Origin of the sequence: Streptomyces purpurascens, from assembly GCF_045040895.1 — a bacterium.
Lineage (GTDB): Bacteria > Actinomycetota > Actinomycetes > Streptomycetales > Streptomycetaceae > Streptomyces > Streptomyces purpurascens.
Genome location: NZ_CP108341.1, coordinates 1,975,971 through 1,997,471 on the forward strand (window position 1 = coordinate 1,975,971; position 21,501 = coordinate 1,997,471).

General features: G+C 71.8%; 21 protein-coding genes. 13 read left to right on the forward strand and 8 right to left on the reverse strand.

The features are described from left to right. The first annotated feature begins 21 nt into the window (after window positions 1–21). Window positions 22–1,656 carry a serine/threonine-protein kinase gene (locus tag OHU35_RS09010; protein ID WP_405505128.1) on the forward strand — a complete coding sequence of 545 codons (1,635 nt, stop codon included), beginning with the start codon at window positions 22–24 and terminating at the stop codon, window positions 1,654–1,656. Between the two features lie 4 nt (window positions 1,657–1,660). Here OHU35_RS09010 and OHU35_RS09015 read toward each other — a convergent pair whose 3' ends face one another. Beyond that, window positions 1,661–2,467, reverse strand: a complete 807-nt coding sequence (locus tag OHU35_RS09015; RefSeq protein WP_189726658.1) for an SGNH/GDSL hydrolase family protein — start codon at window positions 2,465–2,467, stop codon at window positions 1,661–1,663. 278 nt (window positions 2,468–2,745) lie between these two features. Here OHU35_RS09015 and OHU35_RS09020 point away from each other — a divergent pair, with 278 nt between their 5' ends. From OHU35_RS09020 to OHU35_RS09045, 6 genes are all read left to right on the forward strand, one after another. After that, entirely contained in the window at window positions 2,746–3,951 is a 1,206-nt protein-coding gene (locus tag OHU35_RS09020; RefSeq protein WP_189726659.1) for a S8 family peptidase, read from the forward strand. A gap of 469 nt (window positions 3,952–4,420) precedes the next feature. Next, window positions 4,421–5,242: a glycosyltransferase family 2 protein gene (locus tag OHU35_RS09025; protein WP_189726660.1), complete on the forward strand. Its 822-nt coding sequence runs from the start codon at window positions 4,421–4,423 to the stop codon at window positions 5,240–5,242. Continuing rightward, on the forward strand, window positions 5,239–6,264 hold the full coding sequence (locus tag OHU35_RS09030) for a glycosyltransferase family 2 protein (RefSeq protein WP_189726661.1): 1,026 nt from the start codon (window positions 5,239–5,241) through the stop codon (window positions 6,262–6,264). The genes OHU35_RS09025 and OHU35_RS09030 overlap by 4 nt, the downstream gene beginning before the upstream one ends. Continuing rightward, the gene (locus OHU35_RS09035) at window positions 6,257–7,057 is read left to right on the forward strand and encodes a polysaccharide deacetylase family protein (RefSeq protein WP_405505129.1); all 801 of its coding nucleotides are present in this window, start codon (window positions 6,257–6,259) and stop codon (window positions 7,055–7,057) included. The genes OHU35_RS09030 and OHU35_RS09035 overlap by 8 nt, the downstream gene beginning before the upstream one ends. 98 nt (window positions 7,058–7,155) lie before the next feature. Beyond that, the gene (locus OHU35_RS09040; RefSeq protein WP_189726663.1) at window positions 7,156–8,250 is read left to right on the forward strand and encodes a DUF5925 domain-containing protein; all 1,095 of its coding nucleotides are present in this window, start codon (window positions 7,156–7,158) and stop codon (window positions 8,248–8,250) included. Between the two features lie 33 nt (window positions 8,251–8,283). Next, window positions 8,284–9,057, forward strand: a complete 774-nt coding sequence (locus tag OHU35_RS09045; RefSeq protein WP_189726664.1) for a DUF72 domain-containing protein — start codon at window positions 8,284–8,286, stop codon at window positions 9,055–9,057. A 246-nt stretch (window positions 9,058–9,303) separates the two neighbouring features. Here the strand turns inward: OHU35_RS09045 and OHU35_RS09050 are convergent, their stop codons facing one another. Further along, window positions 9,304–9,672 carry a GntR family transcriptional regulator gene (locus OHU35_RS09050; RefSeq protein WP_184597596.1) on the reverse strand — a complete coding sequence of 123 codons (369 nt, stop codon included), beginning with the start codon at window positions 9,670–9,672 and terminating at the stop codon, window positions 9,304–9,306. A gap of 71 nt (window positions 9,673–9,743) precedes the next feature. Between OHU35_RS09050 and OHU35_RS09055 the strand changes: the two genes are divergently transcribed. Together OHU35_RS09055 and OHU35_RS09060 are read left to right on the forward strand one after the other, a co-directional pair. Further along, window positions 9,744–10,670: a GNAT family N-acetyltransferase gene (locus OHU35_RS09055; RefSeq protein WP_359897297.1), complete on the forward strand. Its 927-nt coding sequence runs from the start codon at window positions 9,744–9,746 to the stop codon at window positions 10,668–10,670. Further along, window positions 10,651–11,151, forward strand: coding sequence for a DUF402 domain-containing protein (locus tag OHU35_RS09060; protein ID WP_359897295.1), 501 nt, complete (start codon window positions 10,651–10,653; stop codon window positions 11,149–11,151). The genes OHU35_RS09055 and OHU35_RS09060 overlap by 20 nt, the downstream gene beginning before the upstream one ends. Before the next feature lie 19 nt (window positions 11,152–11,170). On the opposite strand, the gene OHU35_RS09065 is transcribed toward OHU35_RS09060, so the two are convergent. Then, window positions 11,171–11,803 (reverse strand): class I SAM-dependent methyltransferase, encoded by a 633-nt coding sequence (locus OHU35_RS09065; protein ID WP_189726667.1) that lies wholly within the window; start codon window positions 11,801–11,803, stop codon window positions 11,171–11,173. A 138-nt stretch (window positions 11,804–11,941) separates the two neighbouring features. Here OHU35_RS09065 and OHU35_RS09070 point away from each other — a divergent pair, with 138 nt between their 5' ends. Beyond that, window positions 11,942–12,079: a hypothetical protein gene (locus OHU35_RS09070; protein ID WP_189726668.1), complete on the forward strand. Its 138-nt coding sequence runs from the start codon at window positions 11,942–11,944 to the stop codon at window positions 12,077–12,079. Between the two features lie 27 nt (window positions 12,080–12,106). Here the strand turns inward: OHU35_RS09070 and OHU35_RS09075 are convergent, their stop codons facing one another. Continuing rightward, entirely contained in the window at window positions 12,107–12,556 is a 450-nt protein-coding gene (locus OHU35_RS09075; protein WP_359897291.1) for a GNAT family N-acetyltransferase, read from the reverse strand. 183 nt (window positions 12,557–12,739) lie between these two features. Here OHU35_RS09075 and OHU35_RS09080 point away from each other — a divergent pair, with 183 nt between their 5' ends. Beyond that, window positions 12,740–13,765 (forward strand): lytic polysaccharide monooxygenase, encoded by a 1,026-nt coding sequence (locus tag OHU35_RS09080; RefSeq protein ID WP_405505130.1) that lies wholly within the window; start codon window positions 12,740–12,742, stop codon window positions 13,763–13,765. A 121-nt stretch (window positions 13,766–13,886) separates the two neighbouring features. Here the strand turns inward: OHU35_RS09080 and OHU35_RS09085 are convergent, their stop codons facing one another. Both OHU35_RS09085 and OHU35_RS09090 read right to left on the reverse strand, forming a co-directional pair. Beyond that, the gene (locus tag OHU35_RS09085) at window positions 13,887–14,744 is read right to left on the reverse strand and encodes a triacylglycerol lipase (RefSeq protein WP_189726671.1); all 858 of its coding nucleotides are present in this window, start codon (window positions 14,742–14,744) and stop codon (window positions 13,887–13,889) included. Window positions 14,745–14,919: 175 nt separating this feature from the next. Then, on the reverse strand, window positions 14,920–15,366 hold the full coding sequence (locus OHU35_RS09090) for a MarR family winged helix-turn-helix transcriptional regulator (RefSeq protein ID WP_405505131.1): 447 nt from the start codon (window positions 15,364–15,366) through the stop codon (window positions 14,920–14,922). 88 nt (window positions 15,367–15,454) lie between these two features. Here OHU35_RS09090 and OHU35_RS09095 point away from each other — a divergent pair, with 88 nt between their 5' ends. Beyond that, complete coding sequence (locus OHU35_RS09095) at window positions 15,455–15,829, forward strand: cupin domain-containing protein (RefSeq protein WP_405505132.1); 375 nt, start codon at window positions 15,455–15,457, stop codon at window positions 15,827–15,829. Window positions 15,830–15,844: 15 nt separating this feature from the next. On the opposite strand, the gene OHU35_RS09100 is transcribed toward OHU35_RS09095, so the two are convergent. After that, entirely contained in the window at window positions 15,845–16,828 is a 984-nt protein-coding gene (locus OHU35_RS09100; protein WP_405505133.1) for a DNA polymerase thumb domain-containing protein, read from the reverse strand. Continuing rightward, window positions 16,825–20,283, reverse strand: a complete 3,459-nt coding sequence (locus tag OHU35_RS09105; RefSeq protein WP_405505134.1) for a DNA polymerase III subunit alpha — start codon at window positions 20,281–20,283, stop codon at window positions 16,825–16,827. The genes OHU35_RS09100 and OHU35_RS09105 overlap by 4 nt, the downstream gene beginning before the upstream one ends. A gap of 154 nt (window positions 20,284–20,437) precedes the next feature. On the opposite strand from OHU35_RS09105, the gene OHU35_RS09110 reads away from it, so the two are divergent. Continuing rightward, complete coding sequence (locus OHU35_RS09110; protein ID WP_359897280.1) at window positions 20,438–21,466, forward strand: DUF3533 domain-containing protein; 1,029 nt, start codon at window positions 20,438–20,440, stop codon at window positions 21,464–21,466. Window positions 21,467–21,501: the final 35 nt, after the last annotated feature.

Here is a 21,501-nt window from a genome sequence, read left to right on the forward strand (position 1 = left end):
CCGGCTGCGAATGGGGGCTCCGTGTCCGAAGAACCGGGCCATGAGCGTGTGATCGCGGGCCGCTACCGGCTCCTGGCGCCGCTGGGCGAGGGCGGCATGGGGACGGTGTGGCGCGCCCGAGACGAGGTGCTGCACCGCGAGGTCGCCGTCAAGGAGGTGCGCGCCCCGGCCGGGCTCGCCGGCGACGACGTGCAGCGGATGTACGCCCGGCTGGAGCGGGAGGCGTGGGCCGCCGCCCGGGTCGCCAGCGGGAACGTGGTGACGGTGTACGACGTGGCGACGGACGGCGGCAGGCCGTGGATCGTCATGGAGCTGGTCCGCGGGCTCTCGCTGGCGGAGGTGCTGGACGCCGAGGGCCCGATGCCGCCGCAGCGGGCCGCGCACATCGGCGCCGAGGTGCTGGCCGCGCTGCGGGTCGCGCACGAGGCCGGGGTGCTGCACCGGGACGTGAAGCCGGCCAACGTGCTGATCTCGAACGACGGCCGGATCGTGCTCACCGACTTCGGGATCGCCATGGTCGAGGGCAGCTCCGCGCTGACCATGACCGGGGAGGTCATCGGCTCGCCCGAGTTCCTTTCCCCGGAGCGGGCACTCGGCCGCACGCCGGGCCCGGAGTCCGACCTGTGGTCGCTCGGCGTGCTGCTGTACGCGGCGGTCGAGGGCCACTCCCCCTTCCGTCACGACACGCCGCTGAGCACGCTGCGCGCGATCGTCGACGAGGAGCTGCCCCCGCCGTACCGGGCCGGGCCGCTCGCCCCGGTCATCGAGGGACTGCTGCGCAAGGATCCCGAGCAGCGGCTGCCGGCCGAGCGGGCCGAGCAGGACCTGCGGGTCATCGCCGCGGGCGGCACGGCGGGCGCGGACACCACACGGGCGGTCCCGTACCCGCCGATGGCCGCGGCCCGCGCCGAGCCCGCCGCCACGCCCCCGATGCCCTTCCCGGGGCAGCCGATGCCCTCCGGCTCGGGTGGGACGACGACGGCCACCCCTCATGATCGCGACCGCCGGACCGGCCGGGTGCTGGTAGCGGGCGTGCTCGCGCTGGCCCTCGCGGTGGGCGGGCTGACGTACGCGCTGCTGAACAGTGGGGGCGGCGACGGCTCCGGGGACAACGACCGGGGTGCCGGGGCGAGTACGCCGGCCGAGACCGGCCCTAAGGAGAACACCGGGAGCGAGAAGTCGAGCCCCTCCCCTACGCCGAGCGAGAGCGAGACCGAGAAGAGCAGTCCGCCGCCGCAGTCGGTGCGGGTGGCTCTGGAGGGCAGGCGCACGGACTACTCGGGCCCGTGCCCGCCGAAGAACGCCGAGGCGCCGCAGTTCACGGCGACGTTCACGGTGGGCCGGCTGCCGGCCGAGGTGCGCTACCGCTGGGTGACGCAGGACGGCTCCGAGCTCGACGGGGGCTGGAAGACGCTGTCGTTCCCGGAAGGGGGCGGGCGTACGAAGCAGGACGCGGTGACCGTGACGACGGACGCGGAGAGCGGGGCGTTCGAGAACGAGATCAGCGTCGAGGTGCGGGAGCCGGTGCGGACGACGTCCGAGGGGGTGCCGTTCTCGGTGACGTGCGAGACGGAGACCCCGACGGACGGGGCCTCCCCTTCTCCTTCGGGCACGGACACGGAGACGGACACGGGCTCGGACTCGGACTCCGGATGACCGGTCAGTCGTTGGCGTTGAGCACCGGCAGATAGCCACCCGACTGGCCGGGGGCCTTCGGGTGGTAGGACTCGCCGATGTTGAGCCAGCTGACGCTGTGCAGCCAGGAGTCGCCGGAGCAGATCTCGTGGCCGGTGAAGGTGGTGCGTACGTCGCCGAAGGTGAAGCCGTGGTCGGCGGCGCGCTTGGCGATGGCGGTGTCGAGGTGGTCGGCGGCGTCGTTGATGGCCTTCCGCTTGGCTTCGGAGAGGCCGAGACAGGTCGTGCCGAGCTTGTAGAAGCGGGGGTAGCCGAGGACGACGACGCGTGCGTTGGGTGCCTTGGAGCGGATCGCCGAGTACACGCCGTCGAGCTTGCCGGGCAGCGTGGAGTCGACGTACGCCCGGGCGGTGTTGATGCGGGAGACACAGGAGCTGTCGGACTGGGTCACACAGGTCGTCATGACGTCGGCGAATCCGGCGTCGTTGCCGCCGACGCTGAGGGAGACGAGGGCGGTGGCGCTGCTGAGCGGGCCGAGCTGACCGGACAGAACATCACCCGTTCGGGCGCCCGAGCAGGCCGTGAAGTCGAACGTCGAGGGTGAGTGGGCGGCTGCCCAGAGGTAGGGGAATGCCTTCGTGCTGCGCTTGCAGTCGCCGCTGGAGCTGATGTAGCTGCCGGCGCCCACTCCGGAGGAGTAGGAGTCACCGAGCGCCACATAGCCGCCAGTTGCCGCGAGTGAGGACGCCTGCGCCGTCGCTGCCCCGGTGAGGGCGGTGCCGACGGCGAGGAGGAGCGAGCTCACGAGGACGACAAGTCGGGAACGTCTCATGGAACCTCCCTTTAGCAGGATCTCTGCCATAACCGTCGTAGCAGCTACGCGTGTTGACAGGAAGTGTCCATGCCAAGCCTGTTGATTTATTTCGTGCTCATGACAGATTTGTTGACTAGTGCTCAACTCTCTTGTTCTACGCCGGTAGATGGTCGACGCTTTACTCCGGCAGCGAGCGGAACGCGACGCTCCTGGCCGTGTGCGCGAGCCCGCGCACCACCCCCACATGACGCGCGCCCCACCCAGGCGCGCGCCGCCTAGAGGAGGACTCCCTCGTAATGGCACAACTGCGTAGCAAGAGACTCGGACTCGCCGCGATCACCTCTCTGGCGACCGCCGCCCTCGTGGGCGGGTTCACCGCCCTGCCCGCCCAGGCGGCTCCCGCCGAGGGCCGGGTGCTCTCGGCGGACTCCCCGACCGCGATCAAGGACAGCTACATCGTCACGCTCAAGAAGAGCGCGGGGCTGAAGGCGTCCTCGGCGGCGGGCAAGGGCCTGGTGAAGGAGTACGGCGGCACGGTCGAGAAGACCTTCGGCAAGGCGCTGAACGGCTACTCCGCCGCCCTCTCCGCCACGGAGGCCAAGCGGCTCGCCGCCGACCCGGCCGTGGCCGCGGTCGAGCAGAACCAGCGCGTCCAGGCCGACGCCACCCAGACCAGCGCTCCCTGGGGCCTGGACCGTATCGACCAGACCTCGCTCCCGCTCTCCGGCACCTACACCTATCCGGACAGCGCGGGCAGCGGCGTGACGGTCTATGTGATCGACACCGGTGTGCGCGTCACCCACCAGCAGATCAGCGGCCGTGCCGCGCACGGTTACGACGCCGTCGACGGCGACAACGACGCCTCCGACGGCAACGGCCACGGCACCCATGTGGCCACCACGATCGCGGGCACGACCTACGGTGTCGCCAAGAAGGCGAAGATCGTGGGCGTGCGGGTCCTGAACAACAGCGGCTCCGGCACCACGGCCGGTGTGATCGCGGGCATCGACTGGGTGACGCAGAACCACTCCGGCCCCTCGGTCGCCAACATGTCGCTCGGCGGCGGCGCCTCGGCCTCGCTGGACACGGCGGTCCGCAACTCCATAGCCAGCGGCGTCACGTACGCCGTCGCCGCGGGCAACAGCAGCACCACCGCCTCCTCGTCCTCCCCGGCCCGGGTCGCCGAGGCCATCACGGTCGGCGCCACGACCAGCACCGACGCCAAGGCGAGCTACTCCAACTACGGCTCGGCCCTGGACATCTTCGCGCCCGGCTCGTCCATCACGGCCGGCTGGCACACCAGCGACACCGCGACCAACACCATCTCCGGCACCTCGATGGCGACCCCGCACGTCGCGGGCGCGGCGGCGGTCTACCTGGCGGGCCACACCTCCTCCACCCCGGCCCAGGTCGCCTCGGCCCTGGTCGCCGGCGCCACCACCGGCAAGGTCACCAGCGCTGGTTCGGGCTCGCCGAACCGGCTGCTGAAGCTCGTGCAGTAGCGGGCACTTGAAAGAACCGTTCCCCGGAGGCTCGACCCGCCTCCGGGGAACGGCTGTTTCCGTGACCGGAACCGTTCAACTTGCGACTCATAAAACACATCACGTAACGACCAAACCAACAAAAACGTGAGGGGCCGTTCCAGGTCTTGCCATACGGGTTCAATCGTCAATACCGTCATACATCTCACCCGCATCGGTCCGTCAGTACGCGGCTCTAGGGGAGGGCTCAAGGACCGCGACGTACCGGCGCGGGGCGCGGTAGGGGGGTGCCGTGCTCGGTGACCGCACATGGTGGCCGGGCCGTGCCGCGCGGTCGGCTGCCGTTTTCGCGGCCGGCCAGCTTTGCCAGCTCACCCGGCGTGCCCGAAGCTCCATCTCGGCGTGCCACGGGTGAGAACCCCCCTTTCGAACCGGACTGGATCCGGACTGCCCTGGGGGGGCGGTCCACCGGACGAGAGGGACCAGACTCATGAGCTCAGTTCTGCAGCCGGCCGCCGCGGAGCAGTATCCGCCGACCGCCGGTAAGTACCGGCCCGTCTCCTCTCACCTGGCCATCGCGCCGCCGGTGAGCGTGGTCATCCCGGCCATGAACGAGGCGGAGAACCTTCCGTACGTCTTCAAGTCCCTGCCCGACTGGATACACGAAGTGGTCCTGGTCGACGGCAACTCCACCGACAACACCGTCCAGGTGGCCCGCGAGCTGTGGCCCGAGGTCAAGGTCGTCGAGCAGCGCGGCAAGGGCAAGGGCGACGCCCTGATCACCGGGTTCCAGGCCTGCACCGGCGACATCATCGTGATGGTCGACGCGGACGGCTCGGCCGACGGGGGCGAGATCCTGTCGTATGTCTCCGCCCTGGTCTCCGGGGCGGACTTCGCCAAGGGCTCCCGCTTCGCCAACGGCGGCGGCACCGACGACATGACCTTCATCCGCAAGCTCGGCAACTGGGCGCTGTGCACGGCCGTCAACCGCAAGTTCGGCGCCCGCTACACCGACCTGTGCTACGGGTACAACGCGTTCTGGCGGCACTGCCTCGACAAGATCGACCTCGACTGCACCGGCTTCGAGGTCGAGACCCTGATGAACATCCGGGTCGTCAAGGCCGGGCTCAAGGTGCAGGAGATCCCGAGCCACGAGTACCTGCGCATCCACGGCACCAGCAATCTGCGGGCCGTGCGGGACGGGCTGCGCGTGCTGAAGGTGATCCTCCAGGAGCGCTCCAACCGCCGTGCGCTGCGCCGCCGTTCGCCCCAGTCGCCGATGCTGGACGCGATGCGGGGAGAGGTGTCTTGAGCGGTCCCGGCGTCTCCGTCGTGATCTGCGCGTACACCGAGGACCGCTGGGAGGACATCCTCGCGGCGGTCTCCTCGGTGCGGGCGCAGTCACGGCCGGCCCTGGAGACCCTGCTGGTCGTCGACCACAACGACACGCTCCGGGAGCGGCTGGCCAAGGAGTACAAGGAGCCCTCCGAGGGGGCTCTGGTGCGGGTGCTCGCCAACGCGGGCCCCCGCGGCCTGTCCGCGGGCCGCAACACCGGGATCGCGGCGGCACGCGGCGAGATCGTCGCTTTCCTCGACGACGACGCCGTGGCCGAGCGCGACTGGCTGCGGCACTTCGCCGAGGCGTACACCGACCCGCGGGTGATGGCGGTCGGCGGGCGCACGGTGCCGGTCTGGGCGTCGGGGCGGCGGCCGGACTGGTTCCCGGAGGAGTTCGACTGGGTGGTGGGCTGCACCTACCGGGGTCTGCCGCGCGGCCGGGTCCGGGTGCGCAATGTGCTCGGCGGCAACGCCTCGTTCCGCCGCAGTGCCTTCGACGCGGCGGGCGGCTTCGCCACCGGCATCGGCAGGGACGGCGACAAACGCCCGCTGGGCTGCGAGGAGACGGAACTGTGCATCCGGCTCAGCCGCGCCCGGCCCGACGCGGTGCTGCTGATCGACGACCGGGCGGTGATCCACCACCGGGTGCCGGAGGTCCGCGAGCACTTCCGCTACTTCCGTACGCGCACCTACGCCGAGGGCCTGTCCAAGGCCCTGGTCGCCCGAAGCGTCGGCGCCGAGAAGGGACTCGAGTCGGAGCGCCGGTATACGACCCGGGTACTGCCGGCCGGGGTGGCGCGGGGCCTGCGGGACGCCCTGCTGGCCCGGCCGGGCGGCGTGGGGCGGGCGGGCGCGATCGTCGCCGGGGTGCTCACGGCGGCGGGCGGGTACGTGGTGGGGAGTGTGCGGGCCCGCCGGGGCGGGGCCACGTTCTCGGTGCCCGCGGTGGAGGCGACACGGCCGTCCGTGCCGGCGGAGGTGCGGGCCCGTGAGTGACGTACGCGTACCGATCCTCATGTACCACGCGGTCGCGACCGATCCGAACGACGCGACCCGCGCCCTGTCCGTGACCCCGGAGGCGTTCGCCGAGCAGATGGCGGTGCTCGCGGACCGGGGTCTGACGCCCCTCACCACGGCCGGTCTGGCGGCGGGCTGGCGCTCCGGCCGCCCGCTGCCCGAACGGCCGGTCCTCATCACGTTCGACGACGGCTACGAGGGCGTGCACCGGCACGCGCTGCCCGTGCTCGCCAAGCACGGCTTCCCGGCCACGCTGTTCGTCTCGACCGGGTGGCTCCAGGGGCCGTACGACACCGGCGGCGGCCTGGACACCATGCTGGACTGGGACCAGGTCCGCGAGCTCGCCGCGGCGGGCGTCGAGATCGGCGGGCACAGCCACAGCCATCCCCAGCTCGACCAGGTCTCCGATGCCACGCTGCGGTTCGAGCTGATCCACTGCAAGGAGATCGTCGCGGACCAACTGGGCACCGTTCCCGCCTCGTTCGCCTACCCCTACGGCTACTCCAGCCGCCGGGTCCGGCAGGCGGTGCGTGAGACGGGATACGCCCAGGCACTCGCCGTGGGCAACGGCCTCGCGCGCCGCGCGCAGGGGCCGTACGCCCTGCGGCGCGTGACGGTGCGCCGCGGCACGGGCGTCGACGAGTTCGAGCGGGTGATCGAGGGCCGCGCCATCGCCCGTACGTTCGCCAGGGACCGTGCCCTGACCAAGGGATACGCCCTGGTCCGCAGGACCCGGCAGGCACGCCGGCTGGTGTCTCGCTCCGGGCTCTGACCCGCGCGGGCTTCAGGGCCTGACCTGCGCAGGGGGAACCTGCCGCGTGCACCGGGAAACCGGGTGCACGCGGCGTCCCTGTGCCGGATCATGGCGGCATGTCTGGAAACCCGCACGAGGCGCTGCCGATCCGGCTCAACGTCGACGACTCCGACTCCCCGTCCGATGTCGTCGACGCGCTGTTCCTCGGCCGCTTCGCGACGGGCGAGCAGCCGTACTCCCACGCGGCGAACATCGACCGCGTCCGGTCCGGGGCGACGCTGATGCCGGCCGGCGCCCGTGTGCTGCGCGTCGCCCGGGACGACGACCGCAGCGCAACGCTGGCGGAGGGCGACGGCTGGACCCTGCTGGTCTCCCGCTGGAACCGGGGCGCCGACGTCACGGTCACGGCGACCAGCGCGGAGCTGGCGCAGAAGGTCCTCGACCAGGCCACGGACGGCGCGGCGGACGAACCCGAACCGCAGCCGGAGAACGTCACGATGGGCTTCTGGTACGTCTCCCCGCGCCGCGGCCCGCACCGCACGACCCGCCAGATCGCGGCGGGCACCTGGGACGAGGTGCGGTCCAACTACACCGCGCCGGTCGCGGACGCCATGGACCGGCTGATGAAGACGACCCCGGAGGACATCGCGGGCCGGCTGCTCCTGCTGCACGGCCCGCCGGGCACCGGAAAGACGTCCGCGCTGCGCACCCTGGCCCGTTCCTGGCGGGACTGGTGCCAGGTGGACTGCGTCCTGGACCCCGAGCGGCTCTTCTCCGACGTCGGCTATCTCATGGACATCGCGATCGGCGAGGAGGACTCCACGGGCAAGGGCCGCTGGCGGCTGCTCCTGCTGGAGGACTGCGACGAGCTGATCCGCGGCGAGGCCAAGCACACGGCGGGCCAGGCGCTGTCGAGGCTGCTGAACCTGACGGACGGACTGCTCGGCCAGGGCCGCAATGTCCTGGTCGGTGTCACGACCAACGAGGACCTGGAGCGCCTGCACCCCGCCGTCGTCCGCCCCGGCCGCTGCCTCGCCCGGATCGAGGTGGGTCCGCTGACCCGCCCGGAGGCGGTGGGCTGGCTGGGCCACGAGGACGGCGTCGGCCGCGAGGGCGCGACCCTGGCCGAGCTGTACGCACTGCGCCGGGGCACGTCCCCGACGGCCCTGCCGGAGCCGCGCGGGGACGCCGACGCGGGGCTCTATCTCTAGGGCCTCGACGGCTGCCGGTGTTTTGATGGGGTTATGACCCTGTTCGTCGGCACGTCCGGGTGGCAGTACAAGGACTGGCGGGACGTCCTGTACCCGTCCGGGCTGCCGATGCGGCTCTGGCTGGAGGAGTACGCCGGGCACTTCGCGACGGTCGAGATCAACAACGCCTTCTACCGGCTGCCGGCGCGGGAGACCTTCGAGGACTGGCGGGGGCGAGTGCCCGGGGACTTCGTCGTCGCGGTCAAGGCGAGCCGCTATCTGACCCACATCAAGCGGCTCAAGGACCCCGAGGAGCCGGTGCACCGTCTGATGAGCCACGCGGCGGGTCTGGGGAGCCGCCTCGGTCCGGTCCTCCTCCAGCTGCCGCCCAACCTGCGCGCCGACCCGGGCCTTCTGGACGCCTGCCTCGCCTGTTTCCCCGCCTCGACCCGGGTCGCGGTGGAGCCTCGCCATGACTCCTGGTGGACGCCGGAGGTCCGCGCGGTCCTGCGGTCCCGGGGCGCCGCCCTGTGCTGGGCCGACGTCCTGGCCCGTCCCGCGACACCGCTGTGGCGCACCACCGACTGGGGCTATGTCCGCTTCCACCAGGGCCGCGCCCGCCCCTGGCCCCGCTACGGCCGGCGCTCCCTGGCCACCTGGCTCGACCGCATCGCCACGACCTGGCCGGGCGGCGAGGACGTCTACGCGTACTTCAACAACGACCCGGGCGGCGCGGCGGTGGAGGACGCGAGGACGTTCGCGCGGGTGGGGAGGTCGGCGGGCCTGGAGATCACACGGACGCCCGAGCGTCTGGCGCGGACCGGCTGAACCGGACCTTCTTCTCCGCCACGACGGTGTGCGGCGGAAGGCCGTACGTCGGCTGCGGCGCCGTTGTGGCCGGTCGCGCAGTTCCCCGCGCCCCTTGTGGGCGTCGCCCCAGGGGCGCGGGGAACTGCGCGAACAACCCCCACCGGCCCGCACCCGGACGACAGCCGTACGCTCCCGCACAAGCGCGATCCGGCGGTGCCGATCCCTGCCCGGCCGACAGCCCGACCCGACCAGCAGCCCGGCGCCCTACTCCCCGTAAGCCGCCCGCAGGGCATCCCGTACCGCCGCCAGCGCGTCGGCCTCCGTGAGCCCGAGCCGCCGGGCCCGCTCCACGTAGGCCTGCGCCGCGGTCGCCAGTTCCCGGTCGGCCGCCGAGCCCGCGGCGGCCACGAACGTGCCGTTGCGCCCCCGCGTCTCGATCACGCCGTCCGCCTCCAGCGCCCGGTACGCCTTGGCGACCGTGTTCGCGGCGAGCCCCAGCGACTCGGCCAGCCCCCGCACGGTCGGCAGCCGGTACCCCACCGGCAGCGCCCCCGACCGGGCCTGCTCGGAGATCCGCGCCCGCACCTGCTCGTACGGCGGAGCACTGTCATCGATGTCGATCTTCAACGTCACAGGCCGATTGTCCCGTACCCGGCGGAAAATAAGAGGCAGCCGGGGTGTGCCTCCACGTAACGTCCGCCTCCATGACTGTGATCGTGCGCGACCTGCGTCCCGACGTCCGAGCCGATGCCGAGGGATTTTCCGACACCCGCCGCCTCGCCCTTCCCTACATGTTGTCCACCCCCGAGTCGGTGGTGCACACCCTGACGCACGTCCATCCGGACGCCCACTTCGGACAGCTCATCGCCGAGGAGGACGGCGAGATCATCGGCACGGCCCAGATCAGCGTCGCCCACGACAGCCCGGAACCCGGCCAGGGCTCCGCCAACATCTATGTGCGCCCCGACCGCAGGCATCGCGGCGCCGGTTCGCTCCTGCTGCGCACCGCCGAGGAACGCCTGGCCGCACTGGGCGTCAGAAAGCTGTTCGCCTGGGTGCTGGACGAGCCGGAGAACCTCGCCTTCGCCGAGCGGAACGGCTTCCGCGCCAGCCGCTCCGCCTACTTCCTGCGCCTGGACCTGACCGGCACGCTGCCGCCCCGCCAGGACCCGCCGGCGGGCGTCGAGCTGCGCACGGCCGCCGACTTCGCGGACGACCCGCGCCCGGTGTTCGAACTGGACGCGGCGGCGTCGTCCGACGAACCGAGCGACATCGAGACCGAGTTCACGGACTACGAGGCCTGGATCGAGGAGCACTGGAAGCACCCGCTCCTCGATCGCGAGCTGACCACGGTCGCGATGGTCGACGGCAGCCCCGCGGCGTTCAGCGTGGCGTACACCGACGGCGGCACCCGCTACGCCACCGCCATGACCGGCACCGCCCGCGCCTTCCGCGGCCGGGGCCTGGCCAAGCTCGCCAAGAACGACTCCCTGCACCGGGCCCGCGCCGCCGGGTGCACGGAGGCCTTCACCGGCAACGACACCGGCAACGACCCGATGATCGCCATCAACAAGTGGTTCGGCTACGAGATCTGCGCGAAGGAGGTGCGTCATGTCCGTGAACTCGGCTGACGGGCCCGAGCAGGTGGACGTCGTGCTCGTCAAGGCGGGCCGTACGAAGATCCGTTACACCGGCGAGCTGCTGGTGGACGACGGCACCCGCGTCGCGGTCCGCGCCCCGTGGGCGGGCAGCGGCGTACGCGACTTCGGATTCGTCCGCTTCGAGCCCGGGGACGTCTTCACGGAGTACTACTGGCGTGACCGCTGGTACGCGGTGAAGGAGGTCCGCACCGCCACGGGCACGCTGAAGGGCTGGTACTGCGACATCACCCGCCCCGCCGTTCGGTCCGGCCAGGAGCTGGTCGTCGAGGATCTCGACCTGGACCTGTGGCGCTCCGCCGACGGTGCGGACATACGACGGCTGGACGAGGACGAGTTCGCCGACAGCGGCCTCGCCGGGACGGACCCGGAGGCGGCGGCCGCCGCCCTGGCCGCACTCGACGAACTGGAGACCCTGGCCCGCGGCGGCGACTTCGCCGCGCTCCTGGCCTGAGCCCCCACTGTCCCCCGCTTCAGCCCGTCACCGCGACCACCGCGTACCGCTCGTCCGCCACCTCCCCGCCCCACAGCAGCGGATCGTCCGACAGCCGCTCCACACGCACCTGTCCGGTGATCGGGGCGAGGAGGGCAGTGAGCCGCTCCGCCGGTATACCGACCGGATCGGCCGTCCCCCACACGCCCTCGACCAGCACGAGCCGCCCTCCAGGCCGCAGCAGCCCGGCCCAGTGCCGCAGGGCGCGGCCGGGGTCGGGCAGGGCCCACAGGACATGCCGGACGAGAACCACGTCGAAGCGCTGCTCCCCGACGGGCGGGGCCGTGGCATCACCGACGAGGAACACCGCGTCACGCCCGGCCAGTTTCTCCCGGGCGAGCGTCACCATCGCCGGGGAAAGATCCACACCCGTCACCCGGTGTCCCTGCTCGGACGCGAGGAGCGACAGGCTGCCGGTGCCGCAGCCGAGATCGAGGACGTCACCCGCGCGCCCGGGCAGCCAGCCGCGCAGCCGCCCGGCCCAGGCGCGGCGCACCCCGGGGTCGCGCAGCCCGTGGTCCGGCTCCGCGTCGAAGGAAGCGGCCCGCGCGTCCCAGTCCACGCCCGGGCAGGGAGTGTTCGCCGAGGTCACGGGTTCACCGTCGTTCGTCATGTGCCCAAGAGTGACACCCGCCACTGACAGTCGAATGGTGACAGCCGCCACAGACAGACCGAGAGCGATGAGGAACTCTCCCCCGAAAGGTCTACCTCCGTGAGAACGCGGAACCCGGTAGCCCCTAAGGAGGCAGCCATGCGCCGTGTGACCGTGCAGAAGCCCCTGAAGAAGTCGGACGTCCACAGCAGGGTCCGCGAGGAGGCCGACGAGTGCCCCGGCGGGCGCCCGGAGGTCCGCAAGGACATCGCACGCACGTGGTGGCCGGACAGCTGACCGGCCGGTGCCGATCATGAGACCCGTTCAGAGCAGCCGCTTGCGGTAGTGGACCCGGTCGTAGGGCCCGTCCACACGGCGTTCCACGAACTCGTAGCCGTACTTCGGGTAGATCTTCTGGTTCTCCCACATCATCGCGTTCGTGTAGAGCCTGATCTCGGGCAGGCCCAGCGCACGCGCGCGTGCGTCGACGAACCGAAGCAGCCGTCGCCCCACTCCCCTGCCGTGCGCGGTGGGGTGGACGGCGATGATGTCGAGGAAGAGATGGTCCTCGAAGGCCTCGACCACGACGAGGCCGATCACGGGCTCGCCCGTCACGAACACCTTCCCCGCGGCCACGTTCGCCGTGTGGTCCTCCTCCATGGGCTGCGGCACCCGGCCGATGCGCTCGATGTAGGGGCGGAAGGCCGCGTCGATCACGCTCTCGACGACCGGTACGTCGGCGGCTCCGGCCGGCCGGATCTCCTCGTCTGCCATGCCGCGACGGTACCTACCTGATGCCAGTCTGAGCACTCCCTTAACGCGGCCATAAGGATCTCCTCCACCCGTCCTCAGCAGGCGATTTCACGGTTCTCCGGGGCTAGCTTCGGATCACCCCACGGGATCCCGGCCCACTCGGGCCCGGCCCTGTCCCCTGAACCGTTCTCGAGGAGTTCCCGCATGCCCGCACGCCGCGTCGCAGCCAACGTCGCCGCCCTCGGCGGCCTTTCGCTCGCCCTGACCGCGCTGACCGCCACGCCGGCGGCCGCGCACGGCTCCATGGGCGACCCGGTCAGCCGGGTCTCGCAGTGCTACGCCGAGGGCCCCGAGAGCCCGAAGTCGGCCGCGTGCAGGGCGGCGGTGGCGGCGGGCGGCACGCAGGCCCTCTACGACTGGAACGGCATCCGCATCGGCGACGCGGGCGGACGGCACCAGCGGCTCATCCCGGACGGCAAGCTGTGCAGCGCGAACAACGCGCAGTTCAAGGGGCTCGACCTGCCCCGCGCCGACTGGCCCGCGACCGGTGTGCGCAGCGGCTCGCACACCTTCAAGTACCGCGTGACGGCACCCCACAAGGGCACCTTCAAGGTGTACCTCACCAAGTCCGGCTACGACCCGGCCAAGCCACTGGCCTGGAGCGACCTGGATCTGAAGAACCCGGTGGCGACCTCCAGCGACCCGGCCGCCACGGGCGGTTTCTACACCTTCTCCGGCAGTCTGCCCGAGCGTTCGGGCAGACATGTGCTGTACGCGATCTGGCAGCGGTCGGACAGCCCGGAGGCGTTCTACTCCTGCTCGGACGTCTCCTTCGGCGGCGGTGACACCGCGAAGGGCGGCGCGGCCCCGGCCCCGACCGCCTCGGCTCCCACCAAGGAGCAGATCGAGGACGGCACCGACAAGTCGACGATCGAGAACCACGGGCACGGCGACCTCCCCCACTCCCGAACAGGCTCGAGCGGAACCCCCCTCGCCAAGTCGTCGGCGGAGCCTGCCGCGGCCCCGAAGGACACCCCGGACAACGCCGCGGCCGAAGCCCCGAACCGGCCCAAGGCGGCCGGTGCCACCGAGGACCTCGCCGAGACCGGCGGTGACACCAGCACGACGTACCTCGCGATCGGCGGCGCGGCCGCGCTGGCGCTCGGCTCGTCGGCCCTGTTCCTCACCGCCCGGCGCCGGGCGGTGAGCGGCGGCCGCCACGGCCGCTGACCAGCGTCCGCCCCCTGACTCGGGGCCTGTCCGGCGGCTCAGGCCGGACAGGCCCCGAAACGTCTCCCCTACACGTGTCAGCAGACACGTGTCAGCGATACACAGGTCAGTGCCACACGTGTCAGTCGAACGCCGAGGCACAGGTGGTGGGCCGAGCCCGCCCCGGATCCAGCGCGTTGGCCACCTCGTGGAAGGCGATCCGGTCGAACAGCCCGATGGCCACATGCTCGGACAGGTCGACGGGGCACAGGTCCTGGAGCAGGACGTTGCGCACGTCCGGCCCGCTCAGGTACTGGCTGCGCCACGGCGTGACCACCTCGTCGTACTTGGTGGCGATGACGGTGTAGCGCACGCCGGGCACGGTGTCGCCGCCCGCGTTCAGCCGCTTGAGGAAGTCGGAGCCGGCGACCTGGTCGGCGAGGGCCGGAGTGTTCTTCGCCAGCAGGTCCGCGGCGCCCGGGAAGTAGGGCAGCAGGCTGGTGAAGCCGCTCAGGGTGGTGCCGTGGTTGGAGGGTGCGATGCCGACCAGGGCGTTCACCTTGGCCGCTCCGCCGAGGAACCGCAGGTAGTAGCGGGGCATCATGCCGCCCTGCGAGTGTCCGACGACGTCGGTCTCGGCGGCGCCGGTCGCGGCGAGCACCTTGTCGACGAAGTCCTTCAGCTGTCCGGCGGACTTCTCGACGGGTCCGAGGCCGTGGAAGAAGGGAACGCCCTCGAGTTGGCCGTAGTCGAGGGAGAAGACGCAGTAGCCGCGGACCTTCAGATACGGGGCGAGGCCCAACCAGTTGTCGACGGAGTTCCCGAGGGTGCCGTGGACCAGGACGACGGGGCGGGGATGGGCGGCGGACGGCTTGCAGGAGTAGTCGTTCCAGCCGGCGCTCGGGGCGGCGGCCTGGGCGGTGGTGGCGGGGACGGTGACGGCCGCGGCGGTCAGCAGCAGCGCGGCCAGGGGTCTGAGCACTCGTTTCCAGGGCAGCATCGAGTGATCTCCTTGCGGGTCAAGGGAGGTGCGACGGCACGACGCCCTGTGATCCGGATCACGAGGATGCTGTTCACTCGTCAAGTTACGAGCGAGTAGCCAACCTGGGAAGTTACGCGTCAGTAAAAACTTCCGGCGGTAACCGGCGTCGACCGCCGCCCCGCCTGCCGCCCCCTCACCAGGACGGCCGCACAGGACCCTGCGGCGCGATGCGCAGCAACTGCTCCCGCAGCACCCGCACTTCCCCCTCCCCCAGCACGGCGCCCCACTCCCGCACCGCCTCCGCGGCCGCCTCCTCGGCCGCCCGCGTGCAGGCCCACCCCCGCGCGGTGAGCACGACCAGCCGCGCCCGCGCGTCCTCGGGGTGCGCCCGCCGCTCGGCGTATCCCTTGCGCACCATCTCGTCGACGAGCTGGCTGGCGGCCTGCTTGGTCACCCCGAGATGGACGGCGAGGTCGGTGGCCGTCGCGCCGTCCGGAGCGAGCCGGGCGAAGGCGAAGCCGTGCGCGGGCCGCAGCCCCTCGAAGCCGCGCGCGACCACGCCCTCGTGGATGCGGTGCGTGAGCCCGCCGACGGCGGCGAGCAGGGCGGCGGACAGGGCCATGGCCTCGGAGTTCTGCACGCATGCATTGAAACACCCTTGACGTGACGGTCAAGCAGCTTGACCATATAGTCAAGCTACTTGACCAACTAGCCACCCGGAGGCCGCCATGCCCGTCATCCGCTCCTCGGAAGCCGTCACGCACGAGATCCACGGCGCCCGTTTCGTCTCGCACGCCACACCGCTGAGCGGGAGCAAGGAGTTGTGCGCCTGGCGCGGTGAGATTCCCGCCGGTCTCAAGGCTCCCGCGCACACGGTCAGCCGGGAGGAGATCTTCCATCTGCTCGACGGCGAGCTGCTGATCACCCTCGACGGCCGCACCGACCGGATCACGGCGGGCGACACGGTGATCATCAACCCCGGCGCCACCCTGACCGTCGAGAACCCGACCGGCCGGACCGCGTACTCCTGGGTCACCACCTCCATCGGCCTGGAGGCACGCCTGGCCGACGGCACCCGCATCGCGCCGCCGTGGACCAACTGAGTCACGCGGAAGGATCTACGCCGCCAGTCCCCCTAGCCCCCCGGGCATCACCGCCCGCGGCCCGAACTTCGCCCGCGCGCGGTCCGCGACCTCCTCGATACGGCGGACCCGCTCGTCCACGGGATCGAAGGTCAGCTGATAGGAGGCCTGGTCGGCGGGGTCGAGCCCCTCGGCGCGCAGGACGATCGCGCGCACCCGGGCGCGCTGCAGACCGAGCGCCTCGTACATGCCGTATGCGGTCCTGGTCAGCGCCGGTGAGTGCGCGGTCGGTTCGGTCAGCGTGCGGCTGCGGGTGGTGGCCGACCGGTCGGCGTAGCGCACGGTGAGCGTGAGCGTGCGGCAGACCTTGTCCAGGGCGCGCAGCCGGGCGCCGATCTCCTCGGCGGCGGACAGCAGCGCCCGGCGGTGCCGGTCCGGGTCCAGTTCGTCGCGCTCGAAGGGGCGTTCCGTCGCGAGCGAGCGGGAGACGGCGTTCGGGACGACCCGGCCGCGGTCGACGCCGTTCGCCTTCTCGTGCAGCTCGCGGCCGGCCTTGGCGCCGACCAGCCGCTGGAGCGTGGACAGCGGCGCGGCGGCGACCAGGCCGAGGGTGTCGAGGCCGTAGTCGCCCAGGCTACGGGCGGTGACGGAGCCGACACCGGGCAGCGCGGCGACGGGCTTCTCCGCGAGGAACTCCGCGATGGCGTCCCGCCCCTCGGGCACCGCGGACGTCACCCCGGGCACGGCGTCGCCCAGCGCGACCCGGGCCAGCATCGGCCCGGGCCCGGCGCCGATCACGCAGTCGACGCCGTACAGGGCGAGCGACCGCACCCGGATCACCGAGGCCAGTTCGACGGCGTCCCGCCCGAAGTACCGCTCGGCGCCCCGCAGGTCGGCCAGCGCCCCGTCCGGTGGCAGGGCCTGGACGACGGGCGTGAACTCCTCGAGCATCCCGAGCAGTCGGGGCAGGTCGGCCTCGCGTGTCGGAGGCAGCTGGAAACGTACGCAGAGGATGGTCATCCCGCACTCCCCGGACTCTGGTGCCACAACTTCCGTCCCACCGCGGGCCCTTCGCCCGCGGGACGCAGATCGGCCCAGGGGTGCATCTCGTACCCCGTGGGCATGCGGATCTTCCGCTGGTCCGTCGGCTCCTGGGCGGCGGAGCCGGCCGGTTCGGGCGCTCCCTCACCGTCGTCGCCAACAACGCCGGCGCCGGCCAGCCGGGCCGCGACGCCCTCCAGGCCCTCCTCCCGGCGCACCTCCAGCAGTTCCGCGAGGTTCCAGGCGGCGGCGCCCACCACGCTGAGGCTGCGCGGGCCGCGCCGCTGCACCACTCCGCGCACCAGCAGCAGCCAGGAGTGGAAGACGGTGTGGGCGCAGGCGTCGTGGGAGTCGTCGAAGAAGGCGAGGTCGACCAGGCCCGTGCCGTCGTCCAGGGTGGAGAAGATGACCCGCTTGCCGGACCGGATCGGCGGCGTCTGGGTGGCCGCCTTGGCGCCCGCGACCAGCACCGTCTCCCCGTGCCGGGCCTCGCGCAGCCGCCGCGCCGAGACCACGCCCAGCTCGTCGAGGAACTGCCGGTGGTCGTCCATCAGGTGGCGCGAGGCGTCCATGGACAGCACGCCCAGTTCGGCGCTGAGCCGCTCCGCCGAGGTGAGGTCGGGCAGCCCGGCCGGGGCGGTCTTCCGCCCTCCGGCCAACGGGAGCTGCCCGCCGCCCGCACCCCGCGCGCCCCGGTGCAGCTCGGTCAGATGCAGTTGCAGATCACGGCGGTTGGCGCCGAACGCGTCCAGCGCCCCCACCTGCGCGAGCCGCTGGGCCAGCGGGCGGCTGGGCCGGCCGCGCTCCCAGAAGTCGACCAGCGAGGCGTACGGCTGCCCCTCGGTGATCCGTGCCGCCTCGGCCTCGCTGATGCCGTGCACATCGGAGAGAGCCAGCCGCAGTCCCCAGCTACCGGACACCAGTTCGATACGGTGTGCGACCCCCGACGCGTTCACATCCAACGGCAGCACCGGCACGCCCCGCCGCCGCGCGTCCGCCAGCAGCAGCCGCTTGGGATACATCCCGGGATCATGCGTCAGCAGCCCGGCATAGAAAGCGGCAGGATGATGCGCTTTCAGCCACGCCGACTGATAAGTCGGCACGGCGAAGGCGACCGCGTGCGCCTTGCAGAAGCCGTACGACCCGAAGGCCTCGACGATCTCCCAGGTCCGCTGAATCGTTTCCGCGTCATAGCCCCGGGCCGCCGCGTGCTGCGCGAACCACACCTTGATCCGCCCCTGCGACTCCGGATCCGACAACCCCCGCCGCACCCGGTCCGCTTCACCACGCCCGCACCTGGTCATGATGTCGACGATGTCGATGATCTGCTCGTGGAAGACGACGACCCCGTACGTCTCCTTCAGCGGTCCCTCCAGATCCGGATGCGGATAACGGATCGGCGCCCGCCCGTGCCGTGCCTCGATGAACGGCCGCACCATGTCGGCGGCGACCGGCCCGGGCCGGAACAGCGAGATGTCGACGACGAGATCGTGGAAGGTGGCCGGCTGGAGCCGTCCGACCAGGTCCCGCTGGCCCGGCGACTCGATCTGGAAGCATCCGAGCGTCTCGGCGGACCGCACCAGCCGGTACGTCTCCGGATCCCCCTGCGGCAGGGCGTCCAGATCGACCCGGACATCCGACACCCGCTCCACCTCCGCCACGGCGTGCGCCATCGCCGACTGCATCCGCACACCCAGCACGTCCAGCTTCAGCAGCCCGAGGTCCTCGACATCGTCCTTGTCGAACTGCGACATCGGAAAACCCTCGCCGCTGGTCGGCATGACCGGCGTACGCGCGAGCAGCGAGGCATCCGACAGCAGCACCCCGCACGGATGCATGGCCACCCCGCGCGGCAGGGCGTCCAGCCCCTCGACCAGCTCCCACAGCCTCCCGTACTTCTCCTTCTCCCCCGCCAGCGCGCGCAGCTCGGGCAGCTCCTCCAACGCGGCGCGGGCGTCCCGCGCCCGTATATGGGGAAAGGACTTGGCGACCCGGTCGATCTCGGCCGGGTCCATGGACAGGGCGGCCCCCACATCCCGGATCGCGTGCCGCACGCGATACGTCTCCGGCATCGCGACCGTCGCGACCCGCTCGGTGCCGAACCGGCCGATGATCGCGCGGTAGACCTCCAGCCGGCGCGCCGACTCCACGTCGATGTCGATGTCGGGCAGCACGACCCGCTCCTTCGACAGGAACCGCTCCATCAGCAGCCGGTGCTCGATCGGATCGGCGTGCGCGATCCCGAGCAGATGGTTGACGAGCGACCCCGCCCCGGACCCCCGGGCGGCGACCCGGATCCCCATCCCCCGCACATCGTCGACCACTTGGGCGACGGTCAAGAAATAGGAGGCGAAGCCATGGTGGGCGATGATGTCCAGCTCATGGTGCATCCGCTCCCAGTACTCCAGCCGCCGGTCGTACCCGCGCAGCACCATCCCCGCCACCGCCCGCGAGGCCAGCGTCCGCTGGGCGGTGCGACTGCCGGCGCCGACCAAGTGCGGTTCGGGGAAGTGGACGGTACCGATCCCGAGATCGTCCTCGGGGTCGACCAGACACTCGGCGGCCGCGGCCTCGGTCTGCTCCACCAGCCGGTGAGCGGTGTCCCGCCGGAACCCCGCGGCCTCCACGATCCGCTCCGCCGCCCCGAACATGGCGCCCGCCCCTTTGAGCCAGGCCTCGCCGGAGTCCAGCTCCTTGGTCGGGTCGATGGGCACCAGACGCCGGGCGGCGTCCAGGACGTCGGCGACCGGCCCCAGCCCCGAGTCGGCGTACCGTACGGCGTTGCTGAGCACGGGCCGGATCCGCTGCTCGGCGGCGAACCCGACGGTACGGGCGGCCAGCCGCAGGGACCCTGGACCCGTACCTTTTCGGCCATGCCAGACGGCCTCCAGCCGCAGGTCGTCGCCGTAGATCTCCCGCCAGGGCACGAGCAGCCGCGCCGCACGATCGGGACGTCCCGCGGCCAGGGCACGCCCGACATCCGACTCGGGCCCGAGCAGCACGGTCAGCCCCTCGGCGTGAAGGTGCTCCCAGGGCAGCAGAGGCGTAGGCCCCTCCCCCGCATGCGCCGCCGAGACGAGCCGGCACAGCTCGGCCCACCCCCGGGCACCGTCCCGGGCGAGAAAGATCACGCGGGGAGCCGACTCGTCGACGAAGGCCCCACCCCGCACCGGAGTCCGACGCCGCCCCCGCCGGTCACCGCCCTCCAGGGCCTGGGCGCCCGCCACCGCCAGATCCGCCCCGAACACCGGACGGACCCCCGCCTTCGCACAGGCCTTCGCGAACCGGACGGCACCGGCGAGCGTGTCGCGATCGGTGAGAGCCAGGGCATCCATGCCCCGCTCGGAGGCACGCTCGGCCAGCCGCTCCGGATGCGAGGCTCCATATCGCAGCGAGAATCCGGAGACGGTGTGCAGATGCGTGAACCCTGGCACACGCACCTCCCGCACTCGTGAGCCGTACCAGCTCTCGAACATCTGTTCCCAGCTACCTCACCCCCACCATAGACCAATTTTCGAATGTGTGTACGACATCCGTTCGGCCCCGCCCCACCTGCGGAAACACCCGAACGCCCCCGACCGTGGAGGCATGCCGCACAGCTCGTTCCTCAGTGAGGTGAAAGACGCCGTCACCCCCCGGGCCACCCTGCTCATCCTCGGCGTGATCGCCCTCCAGCTGCTGTTCATCGCCTCCTACGTGGGGGCACTGCACGACCCGAAACCCAAGGACGTGCCCTTCGCGGTGGTCGCCCCACAGGCCGCCTCCGCACAAGCGGTGACCCGACTGGAACGACTGCCCGGCTCCCCACTGGACCCCCGCGCACTGCCCGACGCGGCCACAGCCCGGAACCAGATCACGAACCGGGACATCGACGGCGCCCTGATCATCGACCCGGCGGGCACCGACACCCTTCTCGTGGCCTCCGGCGGCGGCAGGGTCCTCGCCAACACCCTGACGACCCTCGTCACCACCCTGGAGAGGTCGGAGAAGCGCACCCTCCGCACAGTCGACGTCATCCCGTCCGCCACCCACGACCCCAACGGGCTCTCGTCCTTCTACCTGGTGGTCGGCTGGTGCGTGGGCGGCTACCTGGGCGCCGCGGCCCTGGCCATCAGCGCGGGGGCGAAACCGTCCAACCCCGAACGCGCCGCGATCCGCCTCGCGGTCATGGCCCTGGTCGGGATCATCGGCGGCCTGGGCGGAGCCCTCATCACCGGCCCGATCCTGGACGCCCTCCCCGGCAGCACAGCAGCCCTCTGGGGCCTGGGCGCCCTGATCATCTTCGCCGTAGGAGCGGCCACCCTCGCCCTCCAGGGCGTCTTCGGCACGATCGGTATCGGCCTGGTGATCCTCCTGGTGGTGATCCTCGGCAACCCGAGCGCCGGCGGCGCCCTCCCCCCACCCCTGCTCCCGCCCTTCTGGAAGGCGATCGGCCCCGCGCTCCCCCCAGGAGCAGGCACCTGGGCCACCCGCTCGATCGCCTACTTCGAGAACAACGCCATGACCACATCACTCCTGGTACTGACGGCCTGGGCAGTGGCGGGAGCGGCCATCACCCTGGTGGCCGCCGCACTGCGCAAGCGAGCGGACACCACACCCCCGGCGCACACACCGTAGGACGCGGAAGGGGACGTGTGGGTGTCCGCCCACAG